We start from the raw sequence: 25775 nt of genomic DNA on the forward strand, positions 1-25775 counted from the left end.
GAAGCGGGACGCGGCAACAGTTGAGACGGCTGAATAGGATGGGGGCTCCCGGTGTTCATTGAGGCAGGATCCGCCGATCGCTTGGCGATGGACTCCCCCCGATCGCCGCATGATCGCGGCGGCCGAGAGGCGGGACCCGGTCTCGCCGCGCCTGCCTCATCGCGCTGAAGCCCCACCGGAGCGGACTATGCGAATTCTTGGAATTTCTGCCTTCTATCACGATAGCGCGGCCGCCCTGGTCGAAGACGGCCGCATCGTCGCCGCCGCCCAGGAGGAGCGCTTCACCCGCAAGAAGCATGACGCGGCGTTCCCGGAACACGCCATCCGCTATTGCCTGGACACGGCCGGCGTCGATCTCGACGAGGTCGACCACGTGGCGTTCTTCGAAAAGCCGCTGGTCAAGTTCGAACGGCTTCTGGAGACCTATCTTGCCAACGCGCCCGGCGGCTTTCAATCCTTCCGCACGGCGATCCCGGTCTGGATCAAGGAAAAACTGTTTCAGAAGAGCGGGCTGACCAAGTCGCTGAAGCCATTTTCGGCGACCGGCACCGTTGGTAGCAAGAAGCTGCTCTTTGCCGGCCACCATCAGAGCCACGCCGCCTCGGCCTTCTTCGCCTCGCCCTTTGAAGAAGCCGTCGTCCTGACGCTGGACGGCGTCGGCGAATGGACCACGACCTCGGTCTCGATCGGGCGCGGCAATACGCTGGAGACGAAGCGCGAGATCAAATTCCCGCACAGCCTCGGCCTGCTCTATTCCGCCTTCACCTATTATACCGGCTTCAAGGTCAATTCGGGCGAGTATAAGGTCATGGGCCTCGCGCCCTATGGCGAGCCCCGCTATTACGACCTCATCATGAAGCACATCATCGATGTCAAGCCGGACGGCTCGTTCTGGCTGGACCTCAGCTATTTCAACTACATGACCGGCCTGACGATGACGTCGGCGAAGTTCCATGAGCTGTTCGGCGCGCCGCCCCGCGATAGTGAAGGCCGCGTCACCCAGCGCGAGATGGACCTTGCCGCCTCGATTCAGAAGGTCACCGAGGAGATCATGCTGCGCATGACGCGCGAGCTCTCCCGCAGCTACGGCATCCGCAATCTGTGCATGGCGGGCGGTGTGGCGCTGAACTGCGTCGCCAACGGCAAGATCTTGCGCGACGGGCATTTCGACCGGATGTGGATTCAGCCGGCGGCGGGCGATGCCGGCGGCGCGCTCGGTGCGGCGCTGGCGGCGAGCTACGTGCATTTGGGACAGCGGCGCCATGTCAATGGCAGCCTAGACGGGATGCAGGGCTCCTATCTCGGCCCGGCATACGAGCAGAGCGATATCGAGCGCCGGCTCGCGGCGAGCGGCGCCCGCTTCGAAGTGCATAAGGACGGCGAGTTGATGGGCCGCACCGTCGATAGCCTGACGGCGGGCGATGCGGTCGGTTGGTTCCAGGGCCGCATGGAATTCGGTCCGCGCGCGCTCGGCGCCCGCTCGATCCTCGGCGATCCGCGCAATCCCGAGATGCAGAAGACGCTGAACCTCAAGATCAAATATCGCGAGAGCTTCCGGCCCTTTGCCCCGGCCGTGCTGCGCGAGGACGTCGCCGATTATTTCGAGCTGGATGAGGACAGCCCCTACATGCTGTTCGTCTCCGATGTGAAGCGCAACCGCCGCCGCAGCGCCGGCGAGGGCGAGGAGAAGCTATTCGGCATCGACAAGCTGAACCTGCTGCGCTCCGACATCCCAGCCGTCACCCATGTCGATTACTCCGCCCGCATCCAGACCGTGCATGAGGAGACCAATCCGCGATTCCGCGCGCTGCTTGGCACCTTCAAGGAGCGCACCGGCTATTCCGTGCTGGTGAACACCTCATTCAACGTGCGCGGCGAGCCGATCGTGTGTACGCCCGAAGACGCCTTCCGCTGCTTCATGGGCACCGAGATGGAAACGCTCGTCGTCGGTGATTGCATCCTGCGCAAGGACGCCCAGGACCAGAGCCTGGCCAAGGACTACAAGGACAAGTTCGAGCTCGATTAGCGGATCGGACGGCTCGGCCCCTCGGGGGCAAGGGTTCGCGGAGACAGGACAAAGACCGGATATCACATGGCCACCTACGCCGATCACGAACAGGAAACCAAGCGTCTGCGGATGCCCGGCATTCGCCGCCTGCTGAAAACGCTCTCCCTCCAGGGGGCAATCCTGCTGTTCACGCTCGGTGTGCTCGATGCGATCTTGTTCTTCGCTCTGCCGGACGAGTTTTCGGCGCAGTTTCCCGGCTACAGGCAGGGCTTCTTCCTCTCGGAAGTGATTGGACGGGGATATCCGCGCGGCTATTTCGAGCCTAACGCGGAGCGCGGCTTCGACATCATCCCGACCGAAAAGCCGCGCACCGACCTCGTCCATTACACCGACGACGTCAGCTACAATATCTGGTCGAACACCATCGGCTGCTTCGACCGTCCCGTGCCGAACCCATTGCCGGAGACGCTCTGGTACTGGGCGGGCGACAGCATCGCCTGGGGCCATGCCAAATATGAAGACCTGATGGCCAGAGTCATCGAGCGGGCCAAGCATATCGAAATCCTGCAATGCGGCGTCACCCATACCGGGCAGCGGCACCAGTTCTCGAAATTCCTCGAGATCACCAAGAAGCTCGGACGCTTCCCGCAGCGCGTCTTCGTCGTCTATTCGCCGACCGACACCATGAACGACTATCTGCATCCGCATTCCACCGTCGTCGATGGCGGGCTGACGGACATGAAGATGCTGACGGCCGACAATGAGATCGTGAAGCTGGAGCAGGATTGGTTCGACAAGATGCAGGCCGAGCGCGCCGCCGCCAAGACCGGCGAGAACGGCCAGCTCACGAATTTCTCGGTCTCGCGCCTGTTAATGCAATATTCGATCTCGGCGCAACTTCTGAATGCGGGCTTGCACGCGCTCAACAACCACGTCCCGGCGTTTGAGGGCCACGTTCCTGTGCTCGGCGAAGAGCCGATGCTGGATTGGTACGAAAAATATGTCGTCTATCACGGGCAGAAGCTCTACGATCTGCACCGGCTGACATACCTGCAAACCCGGGGGGGCACGCTGGATTATGCGAACTTCAAATATGCCGACGCGAATAAAGCCGTCATCAAAGAGTGGCGCGACCACGCGCTCGCCAACGGCTATTCGCTGGAGTTCATCCTGCCCCATCCGGGCCCTTCATCGCTCTACCCGCCAGAGAATGCGACGAATTTTTACAATGAACTGATCGCATACTTGTCGTCGCTCGGAATAAAATATTACGACGTCGCAGCGGAATTACAGAAACGCAAGATACGCGCCGATGATCTGTACTGGATGAGTGACATCCATATGTCCGGAGAAGGAAATCAGATCGTCGGCGAAATTCTCGCTGAACTTTTATAAAGCTCATGGCGCCTGATGGTTGGTGGGACAGCCATCAGGCGGCGAGGCCATGAAAACGGCGTCGTTGGCAATGCCTTGCCGGCGGCGGCGATGGGGTTGCGGGCAGATTTCGCCTCACAGCGAAAATAGGTCCGCGGGGGAGAACGAAGATCGAACTGTTCGCAACAGCGAATGTTCATCAGATTGACGTATAAACGGGAGGCGCGTCTTCGGCCTCTTTTGTTGGGGGACTATTCTTGGCGGGGTTATCGGTTCATCGCTGCGTCAACGCGCTGGGAATTACGGCTGTCCTGGCCTATGCCGCCATGGCGGCATTGTCCTACATCGAAACCCCCGCGCTCTGGGACGCCACCTACTCACCCAATGCGACCCTGTTCTTCAATCGCATCTACGGCGTGGAAATGGTCAACGCCATCCGCGCCTGGTTCGGCGGCCCGCTGGCCGTCGTCATCACGCATTGGGTGCCGCTGGTCGTGGCCAGCGTCGTCGCGGTGATCCTGGTCTTCGTGCTCGGCCATAATGGCCATGACGAGCACGACGAGAAAACTGCCCGGCTCGTGCTGCGCTGGGCCTTCGCCATCACGGCGGCGAGCTTTTTGGCGTTCCCGGTCTTCACCCAGGATTTCTGGCTCTCCGCCGTCTGGGGCAATATGGTCGATGCCGGCGTCAATCCGTACCATGTGAAATTCACGCCCGAAGAGATCGCCGCGCTGCCGCTCGATCACTTCCCGATGACCATGTCCTACGGGCCGATCTGGGCGCTGATATCGGGCGTCGTCATGACGCTCTCCGGCGGCAGCCTGCTGGTCACTTTCATCCTGTTCAAGGCCGTGCTGGCCGGAACCTGGGGTGCCTCGCTGGTGCTCGTCGACAAGATCATGGCCCTGACCGCGCCGGCCATGCGGCCCATGGCGCTGGCCGTGGTGGGCTGGGTGCCGCTCGGCGTGCTGCAAACCGTCGGCGAAGGCCATAATGACATCGTCATGGCCATGCCCGCGCTGCTCTGGATCCTGCTGCTGGTGCAGAAGAAGACGCTGGCGCCGGTCGCCCTGGCCTTCTCGGCGCTGGCCAAATACACGACGGCGCCGCTCTTCCTCATCGACGTCATGCACAATCTGCGCTCGCACCGCGTGCCCTTGCGCGCCTATGCGCCGAGGCTGATCCTGCCGGCGCTCATCACCATCGCGGTGATGGCGATCTTCTACCGCTCGACCGCCTTTTTCGACGGCGTCCGGCTGATCAACGAATGGCATTTCCTGCAGCCGAGCGATGCTTTCGCCGCGCTCGACGATGCCTTCGGCGGCTGGCTGGCGCCGTTCGGCGAAATTGCCAATATCGTCTTCCCGGCCATCGCGCTGCACCAATGCTATATCTATTGGAACAAGCCCGACAATGAGGAGATGCTGCGCGCCACGCTCGCCGTGATGGCGGCGGTCTCCTTCTCGGCCATCAGCCATCTGTGGCCGTGGTATCTGGTCTGGACGCTGCCGCTTGCCGCGCTCGTCCCCGGCTGGTGGCTCTCCCGCTTCGTCATCGGCCTCGCATTGCTCGCTCCGTTCACCGTCGTCGTGTGGTGGGTGCCAGAGGTCGAGGATTTCAAGCATGTCGCCGCTTTGGTGATGTACATCGTCGCCGCGCTATGGACCATGCTGACCGCGCCCAAGCCTGAGGAGCAGGTCGAGGATCTGGCGAACGTGGTGCGCAATGTCGATTTTACCCGCGCCCGCAACGAGGCCGCCGCCCGCTTGCAGGAGGCCGAATACCCCACCGAGGTGCGGGTCAAGGTCAAGGCCGTGGTGCCGGGAGAATAGAGGGCGAGCGGCAAGGCGTGTGATCCCTGCGCGAAGGCGGGGTGAAAAACAACAACGTCAAGGAAACGCCATGAACCAGATCGACCTCGCCGGCCGTAGCGCCGTCATCACCGGCGGCGCGCGCGGCATCGGGCTTGCCACCGCCGAGCGCTTCATCGCCTCGGGGGCGAAATTGGCGATCTGGGATATCGACGGCGTCTCCGCCGACGCGGCCGCCGCCTGCCTCGGCCAGACCGCCATTCAGGTCGATGTCACCGACGAAGCCTCCGTCATCTCCGCCGTCGCCCGCAGCGAAGCCGCTATCGGCCCGATCGACATTCTCGTCACCAGCGCCGGCATCACCGGACCGAACCTTACCATCGCCGACTATCCGCTGGACGACTGGCGCCGCGTGCTCGACGTCGATCTGACCGGCCCGTTTCTCTGCTCCAAGCATTTGGTGCCCGGCATGAGCGCGCGCAATTACGGCCGCATCGTGCATATCGCCTCGGTGGCGGGCAAGGAGGGCAATCCGAATGCGGGCGCCTATTCGGCGGCGAAGGCGGGTGTGATCTCGCTGACCAAATCGCTCGGCAAGGAGCTGGCGGCGACCGGCATCCGCGTCAATTGCGTCACCCCCGCCGCCGTGCAGACGGAGATGTTCTCGCAGATGACCGAGGCGCATATCGCTTATATGCTGTCGAAAATCCCGATGGGGCGCTTCGGCCGGGCCGAGGAGATCGCGGCGCTGGTCACCTGGCTCGCCTCCGAAGACTGCTCGTTCTCCACCGCCGCCGTCTTCGATCTCTCGGGGGGGCGCGCAACGTTTTAGCGCCGGTTCCGATGGCCGGGGCTACTGGCGTTCGGGCTTTCCATTAGCGGCCTGCGCGCCGCTAATGCAGCCGGCTGATGCAGAATTCCACGGCATCGAGCAGCGCCGCCTTCTCCCGGCTGTCGGGGAAGATCGCCATCGCGTCGCAGGCCATGGCGCCGTAATGGCGGGCGCGGTTGATGGTGTCGTCGATGGCGCCGGAGCGGCGCACATAGGCGATCGCCTGTTCCAGATCGCCGTCGCCCGGCTCCTCGTCCTGCAGGGTGCGCCGCCAGAAGGCGCGCTCGTCTTCGGTGCCGCGCCGGAAGGACAGCACGACGGGCAGCGTGATCTTGCCCTCGCGGAAATCGTCGCCGACGCTCTTGCCGAGCTTGGCCTGTTCGCCGGAATAATCCAGCGCGTCGTCCACGAGCTGGAAGGCCAGCCCCAGATTCTTGCCGTAGGACCGGAGCGCCGCCTGCTCCTCCGCCGAGCGCTCGGCCACGATGCCGCCGACCTCCGCCGCCGCCGAAAACAGCGCGGCAGTCTTGGACTGGATCACGGCCATATATTCGTCTTCGGTGGTGGCGGTGTTCTTCGACACCGAGAGCTGCAGCACCTCGCCCTCGGCGATGACGACGGCGGCATTGGAGAGGACGCGCAGCGCGCCCATCGAGCCGACCTCGACCATCATCTTGAAGGCCTGTCCGAGCAGGAAATCGCCCACCAGGACGCTCGCCTCGTTGCCCCAGAGCAGCCGCGCCGTGACCTTGCCGCGCCGCAGGTCGCTCTCATCAACCACATCGTCATGCAAAAGCGTCGCCGTATGCATGAACTCGACGGCGGCGGCGAGCTTGACATGGCCCGCCCCGCGATAGCCGCAGAGCTTAGCCGAGGCGATGGTCAGCATCGGACGCATGCGCTTGCCGCCGGAATCGATGAGATGCCGCGCCAGCTCGGGAATCATGTCGACATCGGACCGCGCCTTGTCGAGGATGATGCGATTGACCGAAGCCATGTCATCGCCGACCAGAGCCATGAGCGGCTTCAGCTTGTCGAGCGGCTCGCGCTGCTCCTCTAATGTGACGACCACACCCAATTGCGCCTCCTCGATGGAACGCTTTTACGCCCGCGCTATTAGCCTCAGCCGTCAAGCCTGGGTCAAGCGGGCATGTCGCCCTTGCGACGAAGTAATCATGGTGCCTTCCGGCGGACCTGTATTGAGGCTACAAGTCTTTGAAATCGGCGCGGCTTGGAGAAGCGTCAATGAGATGGAACGTCGCGGGCCATCCGCCGTTCCGCCCCGTTTTTGGAGGGATGATGAAAGAGCTGATCAGGAGCAACGATCCTGTACTGCTGTCCTTTATCGACGCGCTGCTGAACGAGGCGAATATTCCGCATGAGTTGGCCGATGAGCATATGAGCATCCTGGACGGCTCGATCGGCGCGCTGCCGCGGCGGATGCTGGTCCGGGACGAAGATTTTTACGCCGCACGCGCGGCGCTGGCCGACGCCGAGATCGAATTGCCGGACCCGGATGGCGACTGAGACCGGCGAGCCACACGCCTTGCCGACCACCGAGGATGCCTTTCTCGGCGGGCAGTTGATGATCGCGCAAGCCCTGCAGGGGTCGCGCGCCGGGATCGACGCGGTGTTTCTGGCGGCGGCCTGTCCGGTGCGACCGGGCGAGCGCGTGCTGGATGCGGGCGCGGGCAGCGGCGTCGTTGGGCTGGCGGTGGCGCGGCGGGTCGAGGGCGCGCGGGTGACGGGGGTCGAGATCGATCCGGAACTCTGCGCCCTCGCGAGCGCCAACGCGGCGCGCAACGGGCTCGCCGACCGCGCCGGCTATCTCTGCGCCGACATGACCTCGCCGCCCGGCCGCCTGTTCGAAGCCGGCCTCGCCCCAGACAGTTTCGACCACGCCGTCGCCAATCCGCCCTTCCTCGACGCCGCCGGCGCCAGGTTGCCTTCCGCGCCGATGCTGCGCCGCGCCCACGCCCTGGAGACCGGAGATCTGGAGCGCTGGATCAAATCGCTCGGCGCGCTGGTGAAGCCGAAGGGCACGCTCACCCTCGTCCACCGCGCCGACGCGCTGGCCCGCATCCTGCGCCATTGCGAGGGGCGTTTCGGCGGCCTGATCGTCTATCCGCTCTATCCGCGCGAGGGCGAGCCCGCCTGCCGCGTGCTCATTCACGGCCGCAAGGGCAGCCGCGCGCCACTCCGCCTTGCGCGCGGCATGGTCCTGCATCACGCCGGCAACGGCTTCGTCCGCGAGGCCGAGGCGATCCTGCGTGATGGTGCCAGTCTTGAACTCGGGCGCTCCAAATAGCATTTGCGATCGATGGGCATTCGGACGATCGGGCGGGCGGGACTGTTGCATTTTCGCGCGCCGGGCTGCCCGGCTCCTGTCCGCGCAAGCCTTCATTCACAGTTTACCCCCATCTTCACTTCGGACCCTGACCACGATTTCCATGATCAATCCCATCACTAGACTTAAGCGCCTTTTCAAACGCGGCCCCGTGGTGCCGGTCGTGCGGCTGACCGGTGTCATCGGCGCCGGCACGCCCCTGCGTCAGGGCCTCTCGCTGGCCAATGTCGCGACCACCCTTGACCGGGCCTTCGCGCTCGCCGACGACGCCATCGCCATCCAGGTGAACTCGCCCGGCGGCTCGCCGGTGCAATCACGCCAGATCTTCCAGCGCATCCGCGATCTGGCGCGGGAGAAAAACGTGCGAGTCTATATGTTTGCCGAGGATGTTGCGGCCTCGGGCGGCTACATGATCCTGTGCGCGGGCGACGAGATCTATGCCGACAGCTCCTCCATTGTCGGCTCGATCGGGGTGATCTTCGCCGGCTTCGGCTTCGTCGATCTCATCAACAAGATCGGTGTGGAACGGCGCGTCCACACGTCTGGCGAGAAGAAGATGGCGCTGGACAGTTTCCAGCCGGAAAACCCGGACGACGTCATCCGGCTGAAGGCGCTTCAGGCCGACATCCACGAGGATTTCATCGCCCTTGTCCGCGAGCGCCGCGGCGACCGCATCGCTGCCGCCGGCGACCAGTTGTTCACAGGCGAGTTTTGGGCCGGCCGCCGCGCCCTTGAGCTTGGCCTCGTCGACGGCTTAAATGACGTCAGGACGAAAATGCGAGAGCGCTACGGCAAGAGCGTCCGGCTTCGGCTGGTGTCTTCCGAGCGCGGCCTGTTCCGCCGGCGCAGTCCCGGCGTGCTGTCGGCCTTGAACGCTTCCATGGCTGGATTCTCCGCCGGCGGGCTCGCCGAGGAGGCGATTTCGGCCATCGAAGCGAGAGCGATCTGGGCAAGATTTGGTTTTTAGCCGCGCGTACCCATGTGTAGTGCGTCTGTGAGGTGTTTGATGATGTCGCAATTATTGGTTGTTGCCGCCATGTGCGCGGCTCTGGTGTTCGCCGCCCGCCGCTGGTTCAAGCGTGAAGTCGCCCGCGTGGACGACGAAATGCGCCGCACGCAGCGCAGTCTGGCTCGTGCCCGCAACGGGCAGCCGGCAAAACTGCGTTTCGATGCCGAAACGGGGCATTATTACCCGGTCGCGGATTGATCTGCGATCAAAGGATGGCGCGGCGCAGCTAGCGCCTCGCCTTTCCACGTCCGCAGCGCTGTTATCTGCGATTGCGCAGCGCGTTGAAAGCCGGGGTTTCCCGGGCGCATGGGATGACCGTCCTTGACCCCCGCTTGCGACCCGTTTTAGGGTTCGCGCTGGTTTAATCGGCGCGGCCATTTCCATGAATCCTGTGAAATCCCAAGCTGCATCAAGCAAGGCGCAGCCTTTGGCAAAATCCTCTCCGCAAAAGAAGAAGCCTCTGCCCCAGCCGTCCGGAACGCCGTCGACGTCCGGTGACGAGCCTGCTGTGGGCGGCATTTTACGCCCCGACAAATCTTTTCAGGACCTGATCCTCACGCTGCAGCATTTCTGGGCCGCGCAAGGCTGCGTCATCCTGCAGCCCTATGACATGGAGGTCGGCGCGGGTACCTTTCACCCGGCGACGACGCTGCGCTCGCTCGGGCCGAAACCCTGGCGCGCCGCCTATGTGCAGCCCTCGCGCCGCCCCAAGGATGGGCGCTACGGCGAAAACCCGAACCGGCTCCAGCATTATTACCAATTCCAGGCCATCCTGAAACCGTCGCCGGCCGACATCCAGGATCTCTATCTGCAAAGCCTGTATAAGATCGGCATCGACCCGAACAATCACGACATCCGCTTCGTCGAGGACGATTGGGAGAGCCCGACGCTCGGCGCCTGGGGGCTCGGCTGGGAGGTCTGGTGCGACGGCATGGAAGTTTCGCAATTCACCTATTTCCAGCAGGTCGGCGGCTTCGATTGCGACCCTGTCTCGGGCGAGCTGACCTATGGGCTGGAGCGGTTGGCGATGTACTGCCAGGGCGTCGACCGCGTCTATGATTTGAATTTCAACGGTCGCGACGACGATAAGAAAGTGCTCTACGGCGACGTCTTCCTGCAGGCCGAGCAGGAATTCTCGCGCTACAATTTCGAGTTCGCCGATACGGACATGCTGCTGCAGCGCTTCCGCGACGCCGAGAAGGAGTGCCAGGCGCTGCTCGCCGCAGGTGCGCCGGTCCCGGGCGCCAATGAACAGCGCCACCACATGGCGCTGCCGGCCTATGACCAGGCCATCAAGGCGTCGCACATCTTCAACCTGCTCGACGCGCGCGGCGTGATCTCCGTCACCGAGCGCCAGAGCTATATTTTGCGCGTGCGCGATCTGGCGAAAGCCTGCTGCGCCGCCTGGCTCCAGACCGAAGGCGGCGGCGCGCGCTGACATCCGAATCGCCGTCGCCCCGGCCGTCAGAGCCGGGGCCTACTCGCCTCTCCACTTGCCGCAGTGCGTGCTGATCTGCGTCCGCGACGTAGCGAGACTCTACAAATCGCCCTTATCGAGCACATGCTCGATGCGGATGGGCAGGTCGCGAAGGCGCTTGCCGGTGGCGTGAAAGATCGCGTTGGCGATGGCGGGCGCGACGCCGACCATCACCACCTCGCCGAGGCCCTTCACCCCGACCTCATTCAAGCGCGGATCGGGCTTGTCGATGAAGCCGACCTCGATGGAGCCGATATCGGCGTTCACCGGCACCACATATTCGGCGATGTCGGCATTGAGGAAGCCGCCGAAGCGCGGATCGACCTCGCTCGCCTCGCGCAGCGCCGCGCCGATGCCCCAGACCACGCCGCCCTGGACCTGGCTCGTCGCGGTGCGCGGGCTGACCACGCGCCCGCAATCCACGACGCTGACGACGCGCGGAACGCGGATGCGGCGGGTGCCCGGCTCGATCCGCACCTCGACGAAATGGGCGATATAGCTGAAGCTGACATATTCGGGATAGGCCGGTCCCATCGCCGAAGGCAGGCCCGAGGCGAGGCGGCCGAAAATCTGGTCGGGATGGCCGGGCGCCTTGCGGCGGATCTCGACGCTCAGCGACGGCCGGCCGGCGGCCTTGAGCAGTTCGGCGGGCTTGCGGCCGGCGGCGTCGCTCTGGCCGAGCTCGGCGAGCGCCTTCAGCATGGCGTCCGCCGCCTCGCTCGCGGCCGGCACGGCGGTCGCCGTGCCCCAGGAGCCGGCGGTCAGATGCTGCGGCGATGCGCCGGTGACGCCGATCTCAGCCTCGACAAGCTCGGGCGCGATGCCGAGCTTGGCCGCGACGACATTCGACAGCGCGGTGCGAATGCCCTGGCCCATCTCGTGCACGCCGACATTGATGATTGCCCGGCCCTGATCGGTCAGCGTGAGCCGTGCGATGGCGGGGGCCGTCGCCGCCTTGTACGAGCCCGCCGCGACGCCCCAGCCGATCTGGGTGCCGTCGGGCGCGCGCATAGAGCCCGGCGCCATCTGCCGCTTGTCCCAGCCGAACATCGCGGCGCCGCGCGTCAGGCATTCCGCCAGATGGCGCGAGGAGAATGGTTTTTTGCTGATCGGATCGGCGTACGCGTCATTGGCGAGCCGCAGCGCCACCGGGTCCTTGCCGAGCGCATAGGCCATCTCATCGATGCAGCTCTCCATGGTGAAAGCGGCCACGTGCTCGAAGGGCGCGCGCATATAGCCGGGCGCCTGCGTGTCGGTGCGCACCAGCCGCTCCCGGCCGCGAAAATTGTCGATCGCGTACATATGCCCGGTGGTCTCGGCATAGAGCGTCGGAAACAGGTCGTGCCGCGAGGACTGGGAGTCGGTTTCATGGATGGCGGCGATCAGCTTGCCGCTCTTGTCCGCGCCGAGGCGGAAGCGGTGGCGGCTGGCCGGGCGGAAGCTGGAATTGTGGAACACCGCCGCGCGCGGCACCACCAGTTTCACGGGCCGATCGACCCGCCGCGCGGCGACGGCCGCCAGCGGGGTATAGATCTGCAGCGAGTTCTTCTGCCCAAAGCCGCCGCCGCAATAGGGGGAGACGATCTGCACCTGCTCCGGCGTCAGGCCGAGCTGGCGGGCAAGGCCGTGCCGCATGGCCTCGGCATTTTGCGTGCCCTCGTGGATGATGAGCGTGCCGTCCTTCCACTCGGCCACGGTGCCGACCAGCTCGATCGGGTTCTGATGCTGAGCCGGGGTGGTGAAGACGGCGTCCACCTGGACGGCCGCTTCGGCGAACGCCTTGTCCGCGTCGCCCGCCACGATGTCCTCATACATCGGCTTCGGAAGCTGCGATTCCGACTGCACCACGGTCTGCGTCCCCTCCGCCGACAGCTCCACGGCGATCGGCTCGACCGCGAAGCTGGCGCGGACGAGCGCCGCCGCTTCGATGGCGGCAGGCAGCGTATCGGCGACGACGATGGCGATCGGCTGGCCGCGCCAGGCAATCTCCGGCGCGATCATCGGCTGCAGGCCGTTCGAGGCATAGCCGCCGGCCATCAGATAGCCCGCCGGCTTGATTTCGGAGGCCAGATCCTCATGCGTCAACACGAGGCGGACGCCGGGCACCGCGCGGGCGGCGCTGGTGTCGATGCTCTCGATCCGGCCCTTGCCGATGGTGGCGGTCGCGAGCGCCGCGTGCAGCATGCCGGGCGGGCTGCGGTCGGCGCCGTAGCGGGCCGCGCCGCGCACCTTGTCGAACGCGTCGACGCGCGCGGTATTGGGGAAAGGGGCTGCGGACATGGATTAGGCCCTCGCTTTGGCGATCATCAGCGCATCGGCGACGGTGCGCGCGCCGAGTTCGATGCGGAATGCATTGTGATGGCCGGGTTTTGCGCCCTCGAGCGCCCGCGCGCCGGCCGCCTTCGCGGCCTCCTCGGTCAGCGGCTTGCCGATCAGCGACCGCTCCGCCTCGAACGCGCGCCATGGCCGGGTGGCGAGGCCGCCGATGGCGATGCGCGCCTCGCTGACCGCGCCGTCCTCGAAAGCGACGGCAACCGCCGCCGAGGCAAGCGCGAAGGCATAGGATTCCCGGTCGCGGATCTTGTGATAGGTCGACGCGCGACCGGCATCCGTCGCCGGCACGCGGATGCGCAGGATCAGCTCGTCCGGGGCAAGCGTTGTCTCGATATCCGGGCTGTCGCCCGGCTCGCGGTGGAGCTCCTGCAAGGGGATGCTGCGCCGCCCCTTCGGCCCGAGCACGTCGACCACCGCGTCGAAGGCAGCGAGCGCGACGGCCCAGTCGCCGGGATAGGTGGCGATGCAATGCTCGCTGCCGCCGAGCAAAGCGTGGCCCCGGTCGATGCCGCCGATGGCGGCGCAGCCGCTGCCGGGCTTGCGCTTGTTGCACTGGAAGGGTTCGCCGAAGCGGAAATAGGCGCAGCGCGTGCGCTGGAGCAGGTTGCCGCCGAGGCTCGCCATGTTGCGGAGCTGCTGCGAGGCCGCCTTCCAGAGCGACTCGGACAAAGCCGGGTAGTCGCGGATGAGGCGCTCGTCACTGGCGACGTCGCTCATTTTGGCGAGCGCGCCGAACACCAGTTCGCTCTCGCCGGATGTATCGAAATCGGCGAGTTCGTCGAGGCCGGAGACATCGACCACGCGGCGCGGCGCCTCGACATTCAGCTTCATCAAATCGTAAAGCGTGGTGCCGCCGGCCAGGAAGCGCGTGCCCTGGCCGCCTGCGGCGATTGCCTCGACCGCCTCGGCGGCCGTGCGGGCACGAGAATAGCTGAAGGGCTGCATGTCAGGCCCTCCGCATCTTGGGGGCGGCGTCCTCGATGGCGGCGACGATGCCGACATAGGCGCCGCAGCGGCAGATATTGCCGCTCATATATTCGCGGATCTGCTCGCGGCTCGTGGCATGGCCCTCCTGCACGCAGGCGATGGCGGCCATGATCTGGCCGGGCGTGCAGTAGCCGCATTGCAGCGCGTCATGATCGATGAAGGCCTGCTGCATCGGATGAAGCTGGTCATCGGGCGCGATGCCCTCGATGGTCGTCACCTCCGCGCCGTCGGTCTGCACGGCTGGCGTCAGGCAGGAGACGACGCGGCGGCCATCGATATGCACGGTGCAGGCGCCGCATTGGCCATGATCGCAGCCTTTCTTGGCGCCGGTCAGCGCAAGCTGCTCGCGCAGCACGTCGAGCAGGGAAGCGCGGGGGTCCAGTTCCAGGTGGCGCGGCGTGCCGTTGATGACCGTCCGGACCGTGACCGTCGCCTCATTATGGCCGGTGCGCCCGGCTAGGTGAGACTGGGCTGCGGCGGCGGTGGGCAGCATCGCGGCGAGCGGCACCGCGCCCGCAGCGGCGACCACTTCGCGCCGGGTCAGTTCTCCCCCAAAACGATGCGCTGGCGGGCGGGGCTGTTGATCTTCCATCATCGCTCCGTTGTCTGACGAGGTTTCCATCGCACAACAGCAGAGGCCGCCGCTTTCTCGAGCGGCCTTCTTGAACGCTGCTCCCCAAAGAAATAACTGACCGCCCAAATAGTTCGAGAGTTAAGACTTAAACGGACCATTCTAAAAATCTCAACAGCGGAGCCGAGCCGGGGATGCGAAATGGATCGACTTGATGCCATGCGGCTGTTTACCCGGATCGTCGAGCGGCGCAGCTTCGCACAGGCGGCTCGCGACCTCGGCATCCCCAAACCGAGCGTCACCTATGCGATCAGGCAGTTGGAGGCACGGCTGGGCACCCGCCTCCTCGACCGCACCACGCGCCAGGTTCGGCCAACGGCGGATGGCATCGATTTTTACGAGCGCTGCCTCCGGCTGCTGGCCGATTTCGACGAAACGGAAGGGGCGTTCCGGCATGTCACGCCGCAAGGGCCGCTGCGCGCCGACCTGCAAGGCTCGCTCGCCCAGCATTTCGTGATGCCGGCCCTGCCGGGATTTGTCGCGCGCTATCCGGACATTTCCTTGCGGCTGAGCGAGACCGACCGGCTGATCGACCTCGTCGCGGAGGGCGTCGACTGCGTGCTGCGCGCGGGCGAGCCGGCGGATTCCGGGCTGGTCGGCAAGCGGGTCGCATGCTTCGAGTGGCTGACCTGCGCCACCCCGGCCTATCTGGAGCGTTACGGCATGCCGCAATCCCTGGACGATCTGCAGGGCCATCGCATGGTCGGCTATCTGCACCCGTCCGGCCAGCGCGATCCGCTCGAATTTTGCGATGGCGGCGGGGTCAAGCAGATCGAGCTGCCCTCTTTCGTCACCGTGACGGGCTCGACGATCAACAGCGCCGCCGCGCTCGCCGGGCTCGGCCTGATCCAGCTCCCACGCTACAAGGTGCATGATCTGCTGCGGCAGGGCGTGCTGCGCGAGGTGCTGCCCGGCCTGCCGCCGCCATCGATGCCGGTCTGGGTGCTGTATCCGGAGAGCCGGTTCCTGTTGCAGCGCGTGCGTGTCTTCGTCGACTGGCTGGCGGAGGTGTTCGCCGCGGCTCCGCACCAATCGACGCCGAAGCGCCGGTGACCGTACCGCCAGTGGCATGGCAGGCGACGTATCCGCCGCCCAATGCGACACGACCCGGCACCAGTTTTCAAACAAGGCACCACGCTTCAAGAAAACAAAGTCCGGGCTCGTCAATATCCCCGGTGACGTCGGGTGGAGAGCCCGAACACAGTTGAGCTTGGAATGAGCATCAAACCCTGCCCGGTTTGTGTGCCTCCAACGCGATCAGTGAAAGCAAAAAAATGCACGTTGGCTTGGTGCGCAAGCATAAGCCGCTTAGCCGACTGCAAGACTTTGGAGTATGCCGTGATTAGATCTTTGATCCGCGATCAGATCGTGTTGACCGATGTTTATATCAGCCGCGCGGCGGAGCGCATTGCCAATCAGCGCCTTCGCGCTTGCCGCACGTCCGGTAACGACAAGCAGGATGCTGAAATTTTGCTCGATCGATATGTCAAATTTTACGAGCAGATGGAAGATCATCGGGAGAAACTCGAGAATTATCTAAAGCTCGTCCACAGCAGTATTTCGCCCGCCTGATGGCAACCCGCATGCGATGAAAGCTGCTGTCGCGCCGGCAATCGCTTTGCTGACCCAAAGCGACTTTGAGCTGGGCACGGGAAGGCAAGCTCCGAGTCGTTTGCCCGCTGTGAGCTTGAACGGGCCGTCCGCCGGAACCCAAATGGAGATCAGATCATGTTGCGAATTGCCTTCTCATTGCTGCTGGCGGGCGCCGCCAGCCTGGCGGCCGTCTCCGCGACGCCGAACGCGGCCGCAGCCGCCACCGCCGCCGCCAAGGCGCCGGTCACCGTCCACTATCGAACCGCGACAATCGACGGCGTTAAGATCTTCTACCGCGAAGCCGGCCCGGCCAATGGCCCAGTGGTGCTGCTCCTCCACGGCTTCCCGACCTCGTCGCATATGTTCCGCAACCTCATCCCGCAGCTTGCAGACACATATCGGGTGATTGCGCCGGACTATCCCGGCTTCGGCCAGAGCGACGCGCCGGACCATACCAAGTTCGCCTACAGTTTCGGCCACTTCGCCGATATCGTCGATGCCTTGATGGGGCAGCTTGGCGCGCAGAAATATGCCCTGTACGTGATGGATTACGGTGCGCCCGTCGGTTACCGGCTCGCGCTCAAACATCCGGAACGCGTGACCGGCCTGATCGTCCAGAACGGCAATGCCTATGACGAGGGCCTGACGGACTTCTGGAATTCCATCAGGACCTATTGGGCAGACGGCTCGGCCAAGAGCAGGGAGGCGCTCTCCAGTCTGGTGACGTTGGAGACGACCAAGTTCCAGTATACCGACGGCGTCAAGGATCTCTCGCGCATCAGTCCCGACAATTGGGTCATCGACCAGGCCGGACTCGACCGGCCCGGCAACAAGGACATCCAGCTCGACCTGTTCTACGACTATCGCACCAACCTGCCGCTCTATCCGCAAATCCAGGCGTTCTTCCGCGAGCGCAAGCCGCCGACGCTGATCGTCTGGGGCAAGAACGACAAGATCTTTCCCGAGGCGGGGGCGCATCCCTATCTGCGCGATCTTCCGGATGCGGAATTCCACCTTCTCGATACCGGTCACTTCGCGCTCGAGGACAAGCTCGACGAAATGGCTCCGCTGATCCGCGCCTTCCTTGACCGCAAGTTGGGCACGCCCTGATCCGGGAGAACCGAGCTCTGCATCTTCCCGCGCGGCGCCTTTTCCCGCCGGCCGTCCCACTCCATCATCCCTTTATCAGTGAGATTGCCATGACCACACCAGTAAACGGACTAGAGTCATTGCTGACGCCGGAAGACAGCGTGCTCCTGCTGATCGACCACCAGCCGTTCCAGTTCGCCAATCTTCACAGCCATGAGCCCAGCATGGTGCTCAACAACGTCATCGCACTCGCCAAGGCGGCGAAGGTCTATGGCGTGCCGACGATCCTCACCACCGTCCTCGCGGCAAGGGGAGGAAAGCTCGTCCCCGGCCTCCAGGCGGTCTATCCCGATCAGGCACCGATCGACCGGACGACGATCAATAGCTGGGAGGATCCTCGGCTCGTCGAGGCGGTGCGCGCGACAGGGCGCAAGAAACTCGTTATCGCGGCGCTATGGACCGAGATCTGTCTCGTGCTGACCGTCATCACCGCCCTCGGCGAAGGATGGGACGTCACCTTCATCACCGACGCCTCGGGAGGAGTCAGCCGGGAGGCGCATGACATGGGCGTGCTGCGGATGATCCGTGCCGGCGGCAATCCGATGACCTGGATGGCGGTGCTCGGCGAGTGGCAGCGCGACTGGGCTCGGGAGGAATTCGTTGCCGGGCAGGCTGGCGTTCTGGTCGAGCATGGCGGGGCGACTGGCGTGGCCTTCGGCTGGGAAATGCAGCTTCTCCAGACACCGTTTAAAGACTGATCGTGCCGCGCCGCGAGCCGCATTGCAGGATCAGACAGGACATTTGAAATGAGCCAATATTATCCGGTCGGCCTCGTCGTCGACGTTTCACACCCGATGTTCGGCGTCACCCTCCACCTGGAGGCCGCCGACCGAATCCGCTTCGTCATCGCGGACGGTCCTTATGCGCGTGAGGAAGTCGTCGAGACGCAGGTGGTCGATCTCGGCAACAACATCTTCGCGGTAAGCTGGCAGGAGGCGGATCGCGCGACGGTGGTCAATGTGCAGGACTTCGACGCCGGCATCGTCCATTCCTACGCCACGCTTCCGGACGGAACGCTGCTCCGGAATACAGGGACAATGACGGTCCGCGAAAAGGCGGATGCGATCAGCGATCACGCGCCGCGCCGGAACAAGGCGCTCGTGGTCGAGGCGATGACGGCGCTGTTTCAGCGGCACGATGCAGGCTCGGTCGAGCGCTTCTATGCCTCCGATTACCGGCAGCACAATCCGATGATACCGCAGGGACGCGAGGCGCTCCGGACGATCGTCGAAAATCTCGACAAATCTGTATTTTACGAGCCGGGCATCGTCGTGGCGCAGGCGGACATGGTCGCGATCCACGGCCGCATCCGCGGTTGGGCGCCCGAGCCGCAGATCGTGGTCGACCTGTTTCGGATCCGGCACGGAAAGCTCGCCGAGCATTGGGATGTGTTGCAGCGGGAGGTGGTCAGCGCCTCGGATCCGATGTTCGCTCCCGCCGAGGGCAAGTGATGGTGGAACCCGCGGCCGGGACGGCTCGTCCCGGCCGCGAGGCGCGACGGAACGAAAGAGCGCTCCGGCGCTCTTTCGTCCGCCGCGATCAATGGTAGGCAAGAATGCCGGAGAGCTTCTGCCCGAGTGGCGTCCGCCAATCCACCGCGAGCTCCGAGATCAATTGGTCATGGGTGATGATCGTCGCGCCGGCCTTTTCCATGCGCCGGAGCGCAATATCGTCGCCATATTTTGTGTAGGACGCAGAAGCATCGGCGGCCACCTGCACCTCATAGCCTTCGTCCAGCATCTGCAGGACGGGGAATAGCACGCAGATCTCGGTGGTGATGCCGGCAACGATCAGCTTCTTGCGCCCCAGCGCCTGGACCGCGCTGTTGAATTCCGGGTGGTGCATCGCATTCACGATGCCCGGCCGCTTGATCCGGTTCTCGTAGGCCTGCGGGAGAATCTCCTTGAGTTCGGGGATCAGCGGACCCTGGACATGGTCCTCCATGCTGACCGTCAGCACGACAGGAATGCCCGATCCCGCCGCAATCTTGGCCAGCTTGACGGCATTCGCCTTGACCAGGTTGATGTCGTGCGAGTGGGTCCAGGCCATCGTCCCGATCTGATGGTCGATCAGCAGCATTGCCGCGTTGTCCGGCGTGAAGACATTCTTGTGCATGGCAATCTCCCAATGTTTTGCATGATTTGGTGGGTCTCGTTAGCGAGGCCGGAGGGGGCCCGCGATCTGCGGCTTTGTCAGGAACCCGTTGCCGGCATTGTTGGCGCAATGGCGATAGACCCTGCGCTGCGCGGACCTGCGGCGGGGGAATCGCGTGCTCCCCAGCACCTGCCGGCGCCAGGCGTCAGGCGGCAATCCGACGGCGCGGCTGAACAGTCTCGTCAGGTGAGATTGGTCGGCGAGGCCGCAAATCAACGCCACCTCGGAGATCGGCGCATCCGTAGTGAGGAGCAGCCGCTTGGCCAGGTTGATCCGTTCCGTGGCGACGAATTCCGAGTAAGAGATGCCCGTCGTCGCCTTGAAGGAACGCGAGAAATAGCTCGCGCTCAGATGGACAAGCTGGGCAACCGTCTTGACCCTCAAGCTGGACTCAAGGTTGTCACGGATGAACGTCTTCGCGCGTCGCACCTGCCAGTCGGCGAGGTGCCCGGTTTTCGGACGATGCTCGGTCACGGATGCGCGAAGCAGACGCTGAGCGCTCTCGATATACCGCCGCGCCGTGCCGCTATCGCGGTCGAGGATCGCGAGCGCCTCGGCAAGCAGCTCACCGACAACATCCTTGTCTGACCCGCTGGTTGACGGACTCTCCGCTATGATGTCCGAGACCGGGTGGGAGAAGGCGATCGCTTTGGTTTGAGTCGGTATGATAGACATGCCTTTCTGGCCAAAACCCTTAGCCCATCGGAGGGCGATTGTGGCAGTGCCGGAGCCTTAGCGCCGCGAAGGCAGCGCTCTGCCGATGCCGCCTCGATGCCGTCATCCCTACGGCAGCGTGGCTCCGCGACACCGCCCCGCATCCGCACATGCACGTGGCGATTGCGCAGCCGGTTCCGCCCTGGCGATAATTAATTATGCAGTTTTCAGAAGCATAAATTTCCGATCGCGTTCATATCGCCGCCTTTTCTTGCTATATTTTCTGTTTCCTGGCGGATCTGGAAGATCGCGTTGCTAAATGATCATCAGTCTTACTTGCGATCTGCCGGGCGTTTTTGTTTCCATGCGGTTTTAAATGATGGGAAAGGCCAAGTAAATCCGGGTGGTTTGGGAAGCTGGGTTGTTGGATTTTGGACGATCGATCGGGGCGCAGCGGTCGGCGCAACATCGTCTGGCCACGGCGACCGGGGTGCCGCGGGGTGGTCTCGGCTGTGTTTCGGCCGTCAGGCGCTACAGCATGCGGGTTTTCGGAAACTCCGCCGCCAGATGATCGAGAAAGGCGCGTACGGAGGGGAGAAGCCCTTGTTTGTGGGAAATGAGAGCGGTGATGGTCGCCTCGCCCGCAACCCAGTCCGGCAATACCCGTCGCAACGTTCCCGCTTTTAGGGCGGCCTTACAGACGTAAGCGGGCAATGCCACCACTCCCAACCCTTTGATCGCTGCCTGCTGAAGACCGACCATGTCGCTGCTCAGCAGCCTTGGGGTCAGCGGCAGGACGACTTCGTTTCCGGCCTGGCCGGTGTGCCGAAGCCGCCAGATCGGAAGCACGTTGGTTCTCATCATGAACAGCGATGGGTGGTGCCGCAGGTCCTGGGGGCTTTCGGGCGCTCCGTTCTCGTCGAGATAGTCGGACCCCGCGAACAGGAACCATGGGGCAGGGGCGAGCGTCCGCTGCACGAGGTTCGAATCGGGAAGCGGCTCGTTATGCGCGCGTATGGCGAGGTCAAAATTCTCGCCCACAATGTCCACCGCGCGGTCCTCGGCATGGGCAACGATGTCGACCCTGGGATACTTTCCCAGAAAATCGGCGATGATGTCGGGCAGCGCATATTGCATCATCGCGACGCCGGCGGTGATGCGCACCGTGCCGACCGGCTCCGCGAGCCGATGCCGGATCGTCGTTTCGGCGAGGTCTGCTTCCCGCAGCATCGCCGCCGCGTGACGGTAAAAATCCTGCCCGGCGTCGGTCATGCCGAACCGGCGCGACGTCCGGTTGAGCAGCCTCAAGCCGAGGCTGTTTTCCAGCCGCTGGATGCGGTGGCTAAGGGTCGATTTCGGGATGCCTAAAGTGCGGCCCGCCGCGGTAAAACCTCCCCGATCGACGACATGGACAAAGTAGAAGAAGTCGTTCAAATCCAGCATGCGCGGTCAACCATCAAACGCCAAGTTGAGGTTCTCGCCGGTTTCGGCCGATCGTAAGCGGTCGTTTTTATCAATCGAATGAGACAGCCCCGCAACGCGGGGTGCAAGGCGGCCGCCGGGATGTTGCGAAGTGCCTGTCCAGCCGCTCAAAGCAGGACATCGACATGAGTGCGGAAAAAGCCGACGTCTTCCGACATTTATGCAAAGCTTATTCCTCCTCCGGTTAGCGCACGGCGCGCGAGACCGGTTAAACTCCGTACATGATTAACAAGGGATTTCCCGGCTAAAACGTGTCTTGAAGCCTCGAGCAGCGATCGCTGATTTCCCGGGCGGACAGCCGGGGCGATACCAAAAGACAATTACGGCACTAAGTTCCAATATGCTGGCCGCGGATTCGATCATCATGCCGCCTCCGGGGATGATTTGCGCCGCCCCGACGGGTGTCCGCGACAAAACCAGCAGGAGACAGAATGGCCGATATCTTGACGATGAGCGACGGAACCGAGATATTCTATAAGGATTGGGGATCTCGGGATGCCCAGCCAATCGTTTTCCATCATGGATGGCCGCTCAGTTCGGATGAGTGGGACCCGCAATTGATGTTCTTCCTGTCGAAGGGGTTCCGCGTTATCGCTCATGACCGGCGCGGACACGGTCGCTCCTCGCAGACCGAACGCGGCACCGACATGGACACCTACGCGGCCGATGTCAGCACCCTTGTCGAATGGCTCGACCTCCGAGGCGCGGTACATATCGGGCATTCGACCGGCGGCGGCGAGGCGACCCGCTACGTCGCTCGCGCGAAGCCCGGCCGCGTGGCCAAAGCGGTCCTTGTCGGAGCGATCCCGCCCGTCATGCTCAAGTCGGACAAGAACCCGGGCGGCCTGCCGGTGGCGGTGTTCGATGGCTATCGCGAGGCGCTGGCCGGCAATCGCGCCCAGCTCTATCTCGACGTCGCGAAGGGGCCCTTCTACGGCTTCAACCGGCCCGGCGCAACCGTTCACGAGGGGACGATCCGCAATTGGTGGCGCCAAGGCATGATGGGCGCCGTCAAGCCGCACTATGACTGCATCAGGGTCTGGTCCGAGACGGACTTCACCGAGGATCTGAAGCAGATCGGCGTTCCGGTTCTCGTGATGCACGGCGATGACGATCAGGTCGTCCCGATCGCGAACTCCGCGCTGCTTTCGGTTGAACTGCTCAGGATGGGCGAGCTCAAGGTCTACGAGGGCTATCCCCACGGCATGTTGACGACGCATGCCGATAAGCTCAACGAGGATATACTCGCCTTCATCCGCAAATAGCGCGAGGGCACGCATGCAGCGAGCGTCGTCGGAAGCAAGCGCGTGAGGCTGTGGCGCAAACCGCGGGGGCCTGTAGCCCGAGCCCGCGCGCCATTTGCGGTCAGCGCGGGCCTTGGAAACGGAGGAAATGCCTTGAGTAGCGAAAAATCCGAAGCCGTCGGACCCGATTACGACAGGGTCCTGCGCGCCAATGCAGAACAGATCTTCGGGGAACGCGACGCCGCCGCGCGGCGGCGAGCGCTCGACCAGTTCTGGGTGCCGGACGGCACGCTCTATGAGGACGGCCGCATCGTCGCCGGGCTCGATGCGATATCTGAAACGGTCGGAGCGCTGCTCGATTCCCTGCCGCCGGGGACGCAATTTTCCCCCCTCGGCCCAGCCGTGGGTCACCATGGTCTGGCACTGTTGCGGTGGCGCGCTCTCGACGGCAACGGGCAGCCCGCGCCCGTCTCCGGAACCGACGTCGCTGTCTTCCAGGATGGCAAGATCAAGCAGCTCTACGTCCTGATCGACCCGGCCCAATGACAGGCTGATGATACCGACGCCGCCAGCCGTCGCCCCACTCAGGATGACGGAGCGCGGCGACGGCGTCCCGCTCGCTCACGAATTGCGGGCTTGCAGAAATGTGCTTGTATCCTTGGGCGTCCCAGCCTCTATTGCCGCCATGAAAACCCTGGCGCGGCCCCGCATTTCGACACGGTATGAACCCGCCCCTCTCCGATGGGCAGAGGGGCGGTTCGATTGGGTATACCCCATCCTTGCGCCACGGCCGTACCGCCAGCTTTCCACGCGCCGGGGTTCCGCCAAGGCACCCCCCGCCCCAGTTCCACCCACGGCGGCGCGACCGTGATCGCGACCCGCGCCGCACGCTGGAGCCCAACACGCGCCCTGGCCCGCACTCTGCGCGCCGAGGCTTTGCTCCCGGTCATCGCCATCGGCATCAGCCTGATCGTGGCGCTGCCCATCGCGGCCGTCGCCGTGCTGGCAGTTGCGCCCGCGCCCGGCGTCTGGCCGCATCTGCTCGCGACCACGCTGCCCTTCGCCTTGCGGCAAACGCTGCTGCTGATGACCGGCGTCGCCGTATTCACCCTGCTCGCCGGCGCCGGCACCGCCTGGCTCGTCACCATGTACCGCTTCCCCGGACGCGGCCTGTTCGACTGGCTGCTGATCCTGCCGCTCGCCCTGCCGACCTACATCACCGCCTATTGCTACGGCGAATTCCTCGACTATACCGGCCCCGTCCAAACCGCCATCCGTAGCCTTTTCGGCTTCACCAGCTACCAGGACTACGCCTTCCCGGAGATCCGTTCGCTCGGCGGCGCCATCTTCATCATGTCCGCCGTGCTCTACCCCTATGTCTACCTCACCGCGCGGGCCAGCTTCGCCCTGCAATCCACCCATGCGCTCGACGTCGCGCGCACGCTTGGGCGCACCGGCCTCGGCGCGCTCTTCGCCGTCGGCTTGCCGATGGCGCGCCCGGCCCTGGCGGCGGGCGTTTCGCTGGCGCTGATGGAAGCCCTCAACGACATCGGCGCGGTCGATTATCTCGGCGTGCAGACGCTGACCTCGAGCATCTACGCCGCCTGGATCCAGCGCTCCAGCCTCGCGGGCGCGGCGCAACTGGCGCTGGTGATGTTCGTCTTCGTGGTCGGGCTGATCGCACTGGAGCGCTATGGCCGCCGCCATCGCCGCTTCAATAGCGCCGGCAGCGACCGCCCCGTCCCCGAACTCCGCCTCGGCGCGGCGAAGGGCTGGCTCGCGGTGCTTGCCTGCGCGATCCCGTTCGTGGCGGGGTTCGTCGTCCCGGTCGGAATGCTGATCGACGGCGTCATCGCGCAAGGCGCGCAATATGGCTTTTCCGACTACGCCCGCGCGGCGGGAACCAGCCTCGCGCTCTCGACCGCCGCCGCCGGCATCGTCGTCGCCCTGGCGCTGGTGCTCGGCGCGGCGCTGCGCGTCTCCCGCAATCGCCTTGCCGCGGACGCCATCCGCATCGCCGCCCTCGGCTATGCCATTCCCGGCACGGTGATCGCGCTCGGGCTGATCGTCCCGCTCGGCGCATTGGACAATGTGGTCAGCCGCCTGCTGAACGATCAATTCGGCGTGAATGTCGGCCTCGTTCTGTCCGGCTCGGCCTTCGTGCTGCTGCTTGCTTACATCATCCGCTTCATGGCCGTGGCGCTGAATGCCATCGAGGCCGGCTGGCAACGCCTGTCGCCCAATCTCGACGCTGCCGCGCGCACGCTGGGCTCGGGCCCTCTGGCCATGCTGGCCAACATCCATCTGCCGCTGCTGCGGCCGGCCGTCGGCGCGGCGGCCTTGCTGGTCTTCGTCGATGCGATGAAGGAATTGCCGGCGACGCTGCTGCTGCGGCCCTTCAATTTCGAGACCTTGGCGACCCAGATCTACAATTTCGCCTCGCAGGAGCAATTCGAGCGCTCGGCGCTGGCGGCGCTCACAATTGTCGCAGTCGGCCTCGTGCCGCTATTGCTGCTGCATCGTGCCTTGACGGGGACGCAATCTCGGCCTCTGTTGCAGAATAGCCATGGGACATCCTCGGATCGCCGGGAGGCCCGGTAAGGAATCTTGTGCATTGCCGCAAGCGCGCCTTTATCACAGGCCAACAGTCGGTAAAACCACACTCGCTGAGGGTGATTTGCCGATATTG

Annotated in this window: 24 protein-coding genes; 17 read left to right on the forward strand and 7 right to left on the reverse strand. The window is 64.4% G+C overall.

What is annotated here, in order from left to right; translation table 11 throughout:
* Positions 1–187: 187 nt before the first annotated feature.
* The 4 genes from BLEFHOIH_RS10770 (at position 188) to BLEFHOIH_RS10785 (ending at position 6025) form a co-directional block, all read left to right on the forward strand.
* Positions 188–2026 (forward strand): carbamoyltransferase, encoded by a 1839-nt coding sequence (locus tag BLEFHOIH_RS10770; RefSeq protein WP_088345253.1) that lies wholly within the window; start codon positions 188–190, stop codon positions 2024–2026.
* 66 nt (positions 2027–2092) lie between these two features.
* Entirely contained in the window at positions 2093–3403 is a 1311-nt protein-coding gene (locus BLEFHOIH_RS10775) for a hypothetical protein (RefSeq protein ID WP_088345256.1), read from the forward strand.
* A 236-nt stretch (positions 3404–3639) separates the two neighbouring features.
* Positions 3640–5214 (forward strand): hypothetical protein, encoded by a 1575-nt coding sequence (locus tag BLEFHOIH_RS10780; RefSeq protein ID WP_125461657.1) that lies wholly within the window; start codon positions 3640–3642, stop codon positions 5212–5214.
* Positions 5215–5284: 70 nt separating this feature from the next.
* A complete protein-coding gene (locus BLEFHOIH_RS10785) occupies positions 5285–6025 on the forward strand; it encodes an SDR family NAD(P)-dependent oxidoreductase (RefSeq protein WP_088345260.1) in 741 nt (246 codons plus the stop codon).
* Positions 6026–6086: 61 nt separating this feature from the next.
* Here the strand turns inward: BLEFHOIH_RS10785 and BLEFHOIH_RS10790 are convergent, their stop codons facing one another.
* A complete protein-coding gene (locus BLEFHOIH_RS10790; RefSeq protein ID WP_088345262.1) occupies positions 6087–7103 on the reverse strand; it encodes a polyprenyl synthetase family protein in 1017 nt (338 codons plus the stop codon).
* A gap of 221 nt (positions 7104–7324) precedes the next feature.
* Between BLEFHOIH_RS10790 and BLEFHOIH_RS10795 the strand changes: the two genes are divergently transcribed.
* From BLEFHOIH_RS10795 to BLEFHOIH_RS10810, 5 genes are all read left to right on the forward strand, one after another.
* Complete coding sequence (locus BLEFHOIH_RS10795) at positions 7325–7552, forward strand: DUF2007 domain-containing protein (RefSeq protein WP_088345307.1); 228 nt, start codon at positions 7325–7327, stop codon at positions 7550–7552.
* Positions 7542–8333 carry a methyltransferase domain-containing protein gene (locus BLEFHOIH_RS10800; protein ID WP_088345264.1) on the forward strand — a complete coding sequence of 264 codons (792 nt, stop codon included), beginning with the start codon at positions 7542–7544 and terminating at the stop codon, positions 8331–8333. Before BLEFHOIH_RS10795 ends, BLEFHOIH_RS10800 begins: the two co-directional genes overlap by 11 nt.
* Positions 8334–8475: 142 nt before the next feature.
* Positions 8476–9339: a S49 family peptidase gene (locus BLEFHOIH_RS10805; protein WP_088345266.1), complete on the forward strand. Its 864-nt coding sequence runs from the start codon at positions 8476–8478 to the stop codon at positions 9337–9339.
* A 39-nt stretch (positions 9340–9378) separates the two neighbouring features.
* Positions 9379–9579, forward strand: a complete 201-nt coding sequence (locus tag BLEFHOIH_RS26190) for a hypothetical protein (RefSeq protein WP_125461658.1) — start codon at positions 9379–9381, stop codon at positions 9577–9579.
* Positions 9580–9889: 310 nt separating this feature from the next.
* Positions 9890–10819 (forward strand): glycine--tRNA ligase subunit alpha, encoded by a 930-nt coding sequence (locus tag BLEFHOIH_RS10810; RefSeq protein ID WP_245296966.1) that lies wholly within the window; start codon positions 9890–9892, stop codon positions 10817–10819.
* Between the two features lie 99 nt (positions 10820–10918).
* On the opposite strand, the gene BLEFHOIH_RS10815 is transcribed toward BLEFHOIH_RS10810, so the two are convergent.
* The 3 genes from BLEFHOIH_RS10815 to BLEFHOIH_RS10825 are packed head-to-tail and all read right to left on the reverse strand — an operon-like array spanning position 10919 to position 14771.
* Complete coding sequence (locus BLEFHOIH_RS10815) at positions 10919–13138, reverse strand: xanthine dehydrogenase family protein molybdopterin-binding subunit (RefSeq protein WP_088345270.1); 2220 nt, start codon at positions 13136–13138, stop codon at positions 10919–10921.
* Between the two features lie 3 nt (positions 13139–13141).
* A complete protein-coding gene (locus BLEFHOIH_RS10820) occupies positions 13142–14137 on the reverse strand; it encodes a xanthine dehydrogenase family protein subunit M (RefSeq protein WP_088345272.1) in 996 nt (331 codons plus the stop codon).
* A gap of 1 nt (position 14138) precedes the next feature.
* Positions 14139–14771 carry a (2Fe-2S)-binding protein gene (locus BLEFHOIH_RS10825; protein ID WP_088345309.1) on the reverse strand — a complete coding sequence of 211 codons (633 nt, stop codon included), beginning with the start codon at positions 14769–14771 and terminating at the stop codon, positions 14139–14141.
* 180 nt (positions 14772–14951) lie between these two features.
* Between BLEFHOIH_RS10825 and BLEFHOIH_RS10830 the strand changes: the two genes are divergently transcribed.
* The 5 genes from BLEFHOIH_RS10830 (at position 14952) to BLEFHOIH_RS10850 (ending at position 19003) form a co-directional block, all read left to right on the forward strand.
* Positions 14952–15863, forward strand: coding sequence for a LysR family transcriptional regulator (locus tag BLEFHOIH_RS10830; RefSeq protein ID WP_088345274.1), 912 nt, complete (start codon positions 14952–14954; stop codon positions 15861–15863).
* A gap of 162 nt (positions 15864–16025) precedes the next feature.
* Positions 16026–16382, forward strand: coding sequence for a hypothetical protein (locus BLEFHOIH_RS26195; protein ID WP_125461659.1), 357 nt, complete (start codon positions 16026–16028; stop codon positions 16380–16382).
* Between the two features lie 156 nt (positions 16383–16538).
* A complete protein-coding gene (locus BLEFHOIH_RS10840; protein WP_088345278.1) occupies positions 16539–17513 on the forward strand; it encodes an alpha/beta hydrolase in 975 nt (324 codons plus the stop codon).
* An 89-nt stretch (positions 17514–17602) separates the two neighbouring features.
* Positions 17603–18250 (forward strand): hydrolase, encoded by a 648-nt coding sequence (locus BLEFHOIH_RS10845; RefSeq protein WP_088345280.1) that lies wholly within the window; start codon positions 17603–17605, stop codon positions 18248–18250.
* 48 nt (positions 18251–18298) lie between these two features.
* On the forward strand, positions 18299–19003 hold the full coding sequence (locus tag BLEFHOIH_RS10850) for a nuclear transport factor 2 family protein (RefSeq protein WP_088345282.1): 705 nt from the start codon (positions 18299–18301) through the stop codon (positions 19001–19003).
* An 88-nt stretch (positions 19004–19091) separates the two neighbouring features.
* Here BLEFHOIH_RS10850 and BLEFHOIH_RS10855 read toward each other — a convergent pair whose 3' ends face one another.
* From BLEFHOIH_RS10855 to BLEFHOIH_RS10865, 3 genes are all read right to left on the reverse strand, one after another.
* Positions 19092–19667, reverse strand: a complete 576-nt coding sequence (locus BLEFHOIH_RS10855) for an isochorismatase family protein (protein WP_088345283.1) — start codon at positions 19665–19667, stop codon at positions 19092–19094.
* Between the two features lie 39 nt (positions 19668–19706).
* Entirely contained in the window at positions 19707–20381 is a 675-nt protein-coding gene (locus BLEFHOIH_RS10860; RefSeq protein WP_088345285.1) for an AraC family transcriptional regulator, read from the reverse strand.
* Positions 20382–20891: 510 nt separating this feature from the next.
* Positions 20892–21803, reverse strand: a complete 912-nt coding sequence (locus tag BLEFHOIH_RS10865; RefSeq protein WP_088345287.1) for a LysR substrate-binding domain-containing protein — start codon at positions 21801–21803, stop codon at positions 20892–20894.
* A gap of 488 nt (positions 21804–22291) precedes the next feature.
* Between BLEFHOIH_RS10865 and BLEFHOIH_RS10870 the strand changes: the two genes are divergently transcribed.
* From BLEFHOIH_RS10870 to BLEFHOIH_RS10880, 3 genes are all read left to right on the forward strand, one after another.
* Positions 22292–23107 (forward strand): alpha/beta hydrolase, encoded by an 816-nt coding sequence (locus BLEFHOIH_RS10870; RefSeq protein ID WP_245296968.1) that lies wholly within the window; start codon positions 22292–22294, stop codon positions 23105–23107.
* 132 nt (positions 23108–23239) lie between these two features.
* A complete protein-coding gene (locus tag BLEFHOIH_RS10875; protein WP_088345291.1) occupies positions 23240–23632 on the forward strand; it encodes a nuclear transport factor 2 family protein in 393 nt (130 codons plus the stop codon).
* 321 nt (positions 23633–23953) lie between these two features.
* Positions 23954–25687, forward strand: coding sequence for an iron ABC transporter permease (locus BLEFHOIH_RS10880; RefSeq protein WP_245296967.1), 1734 nt, complete (start codon positions 23954–23956; stop codon positions 25685–25687).
* The last annotated feature ends 88 nt before the right edge of the window (positions 25688–25775 follow it).

It is taken from the genome of Rhodomicrobium sp. R_RK_3 (assembly GCF_002198715.1).
Lineage (GTDB): Bacteria > Pseudomonadota > Alphaproteobacteria > Rhizobiales > Rhodomicrobiaceae > R-RK-3.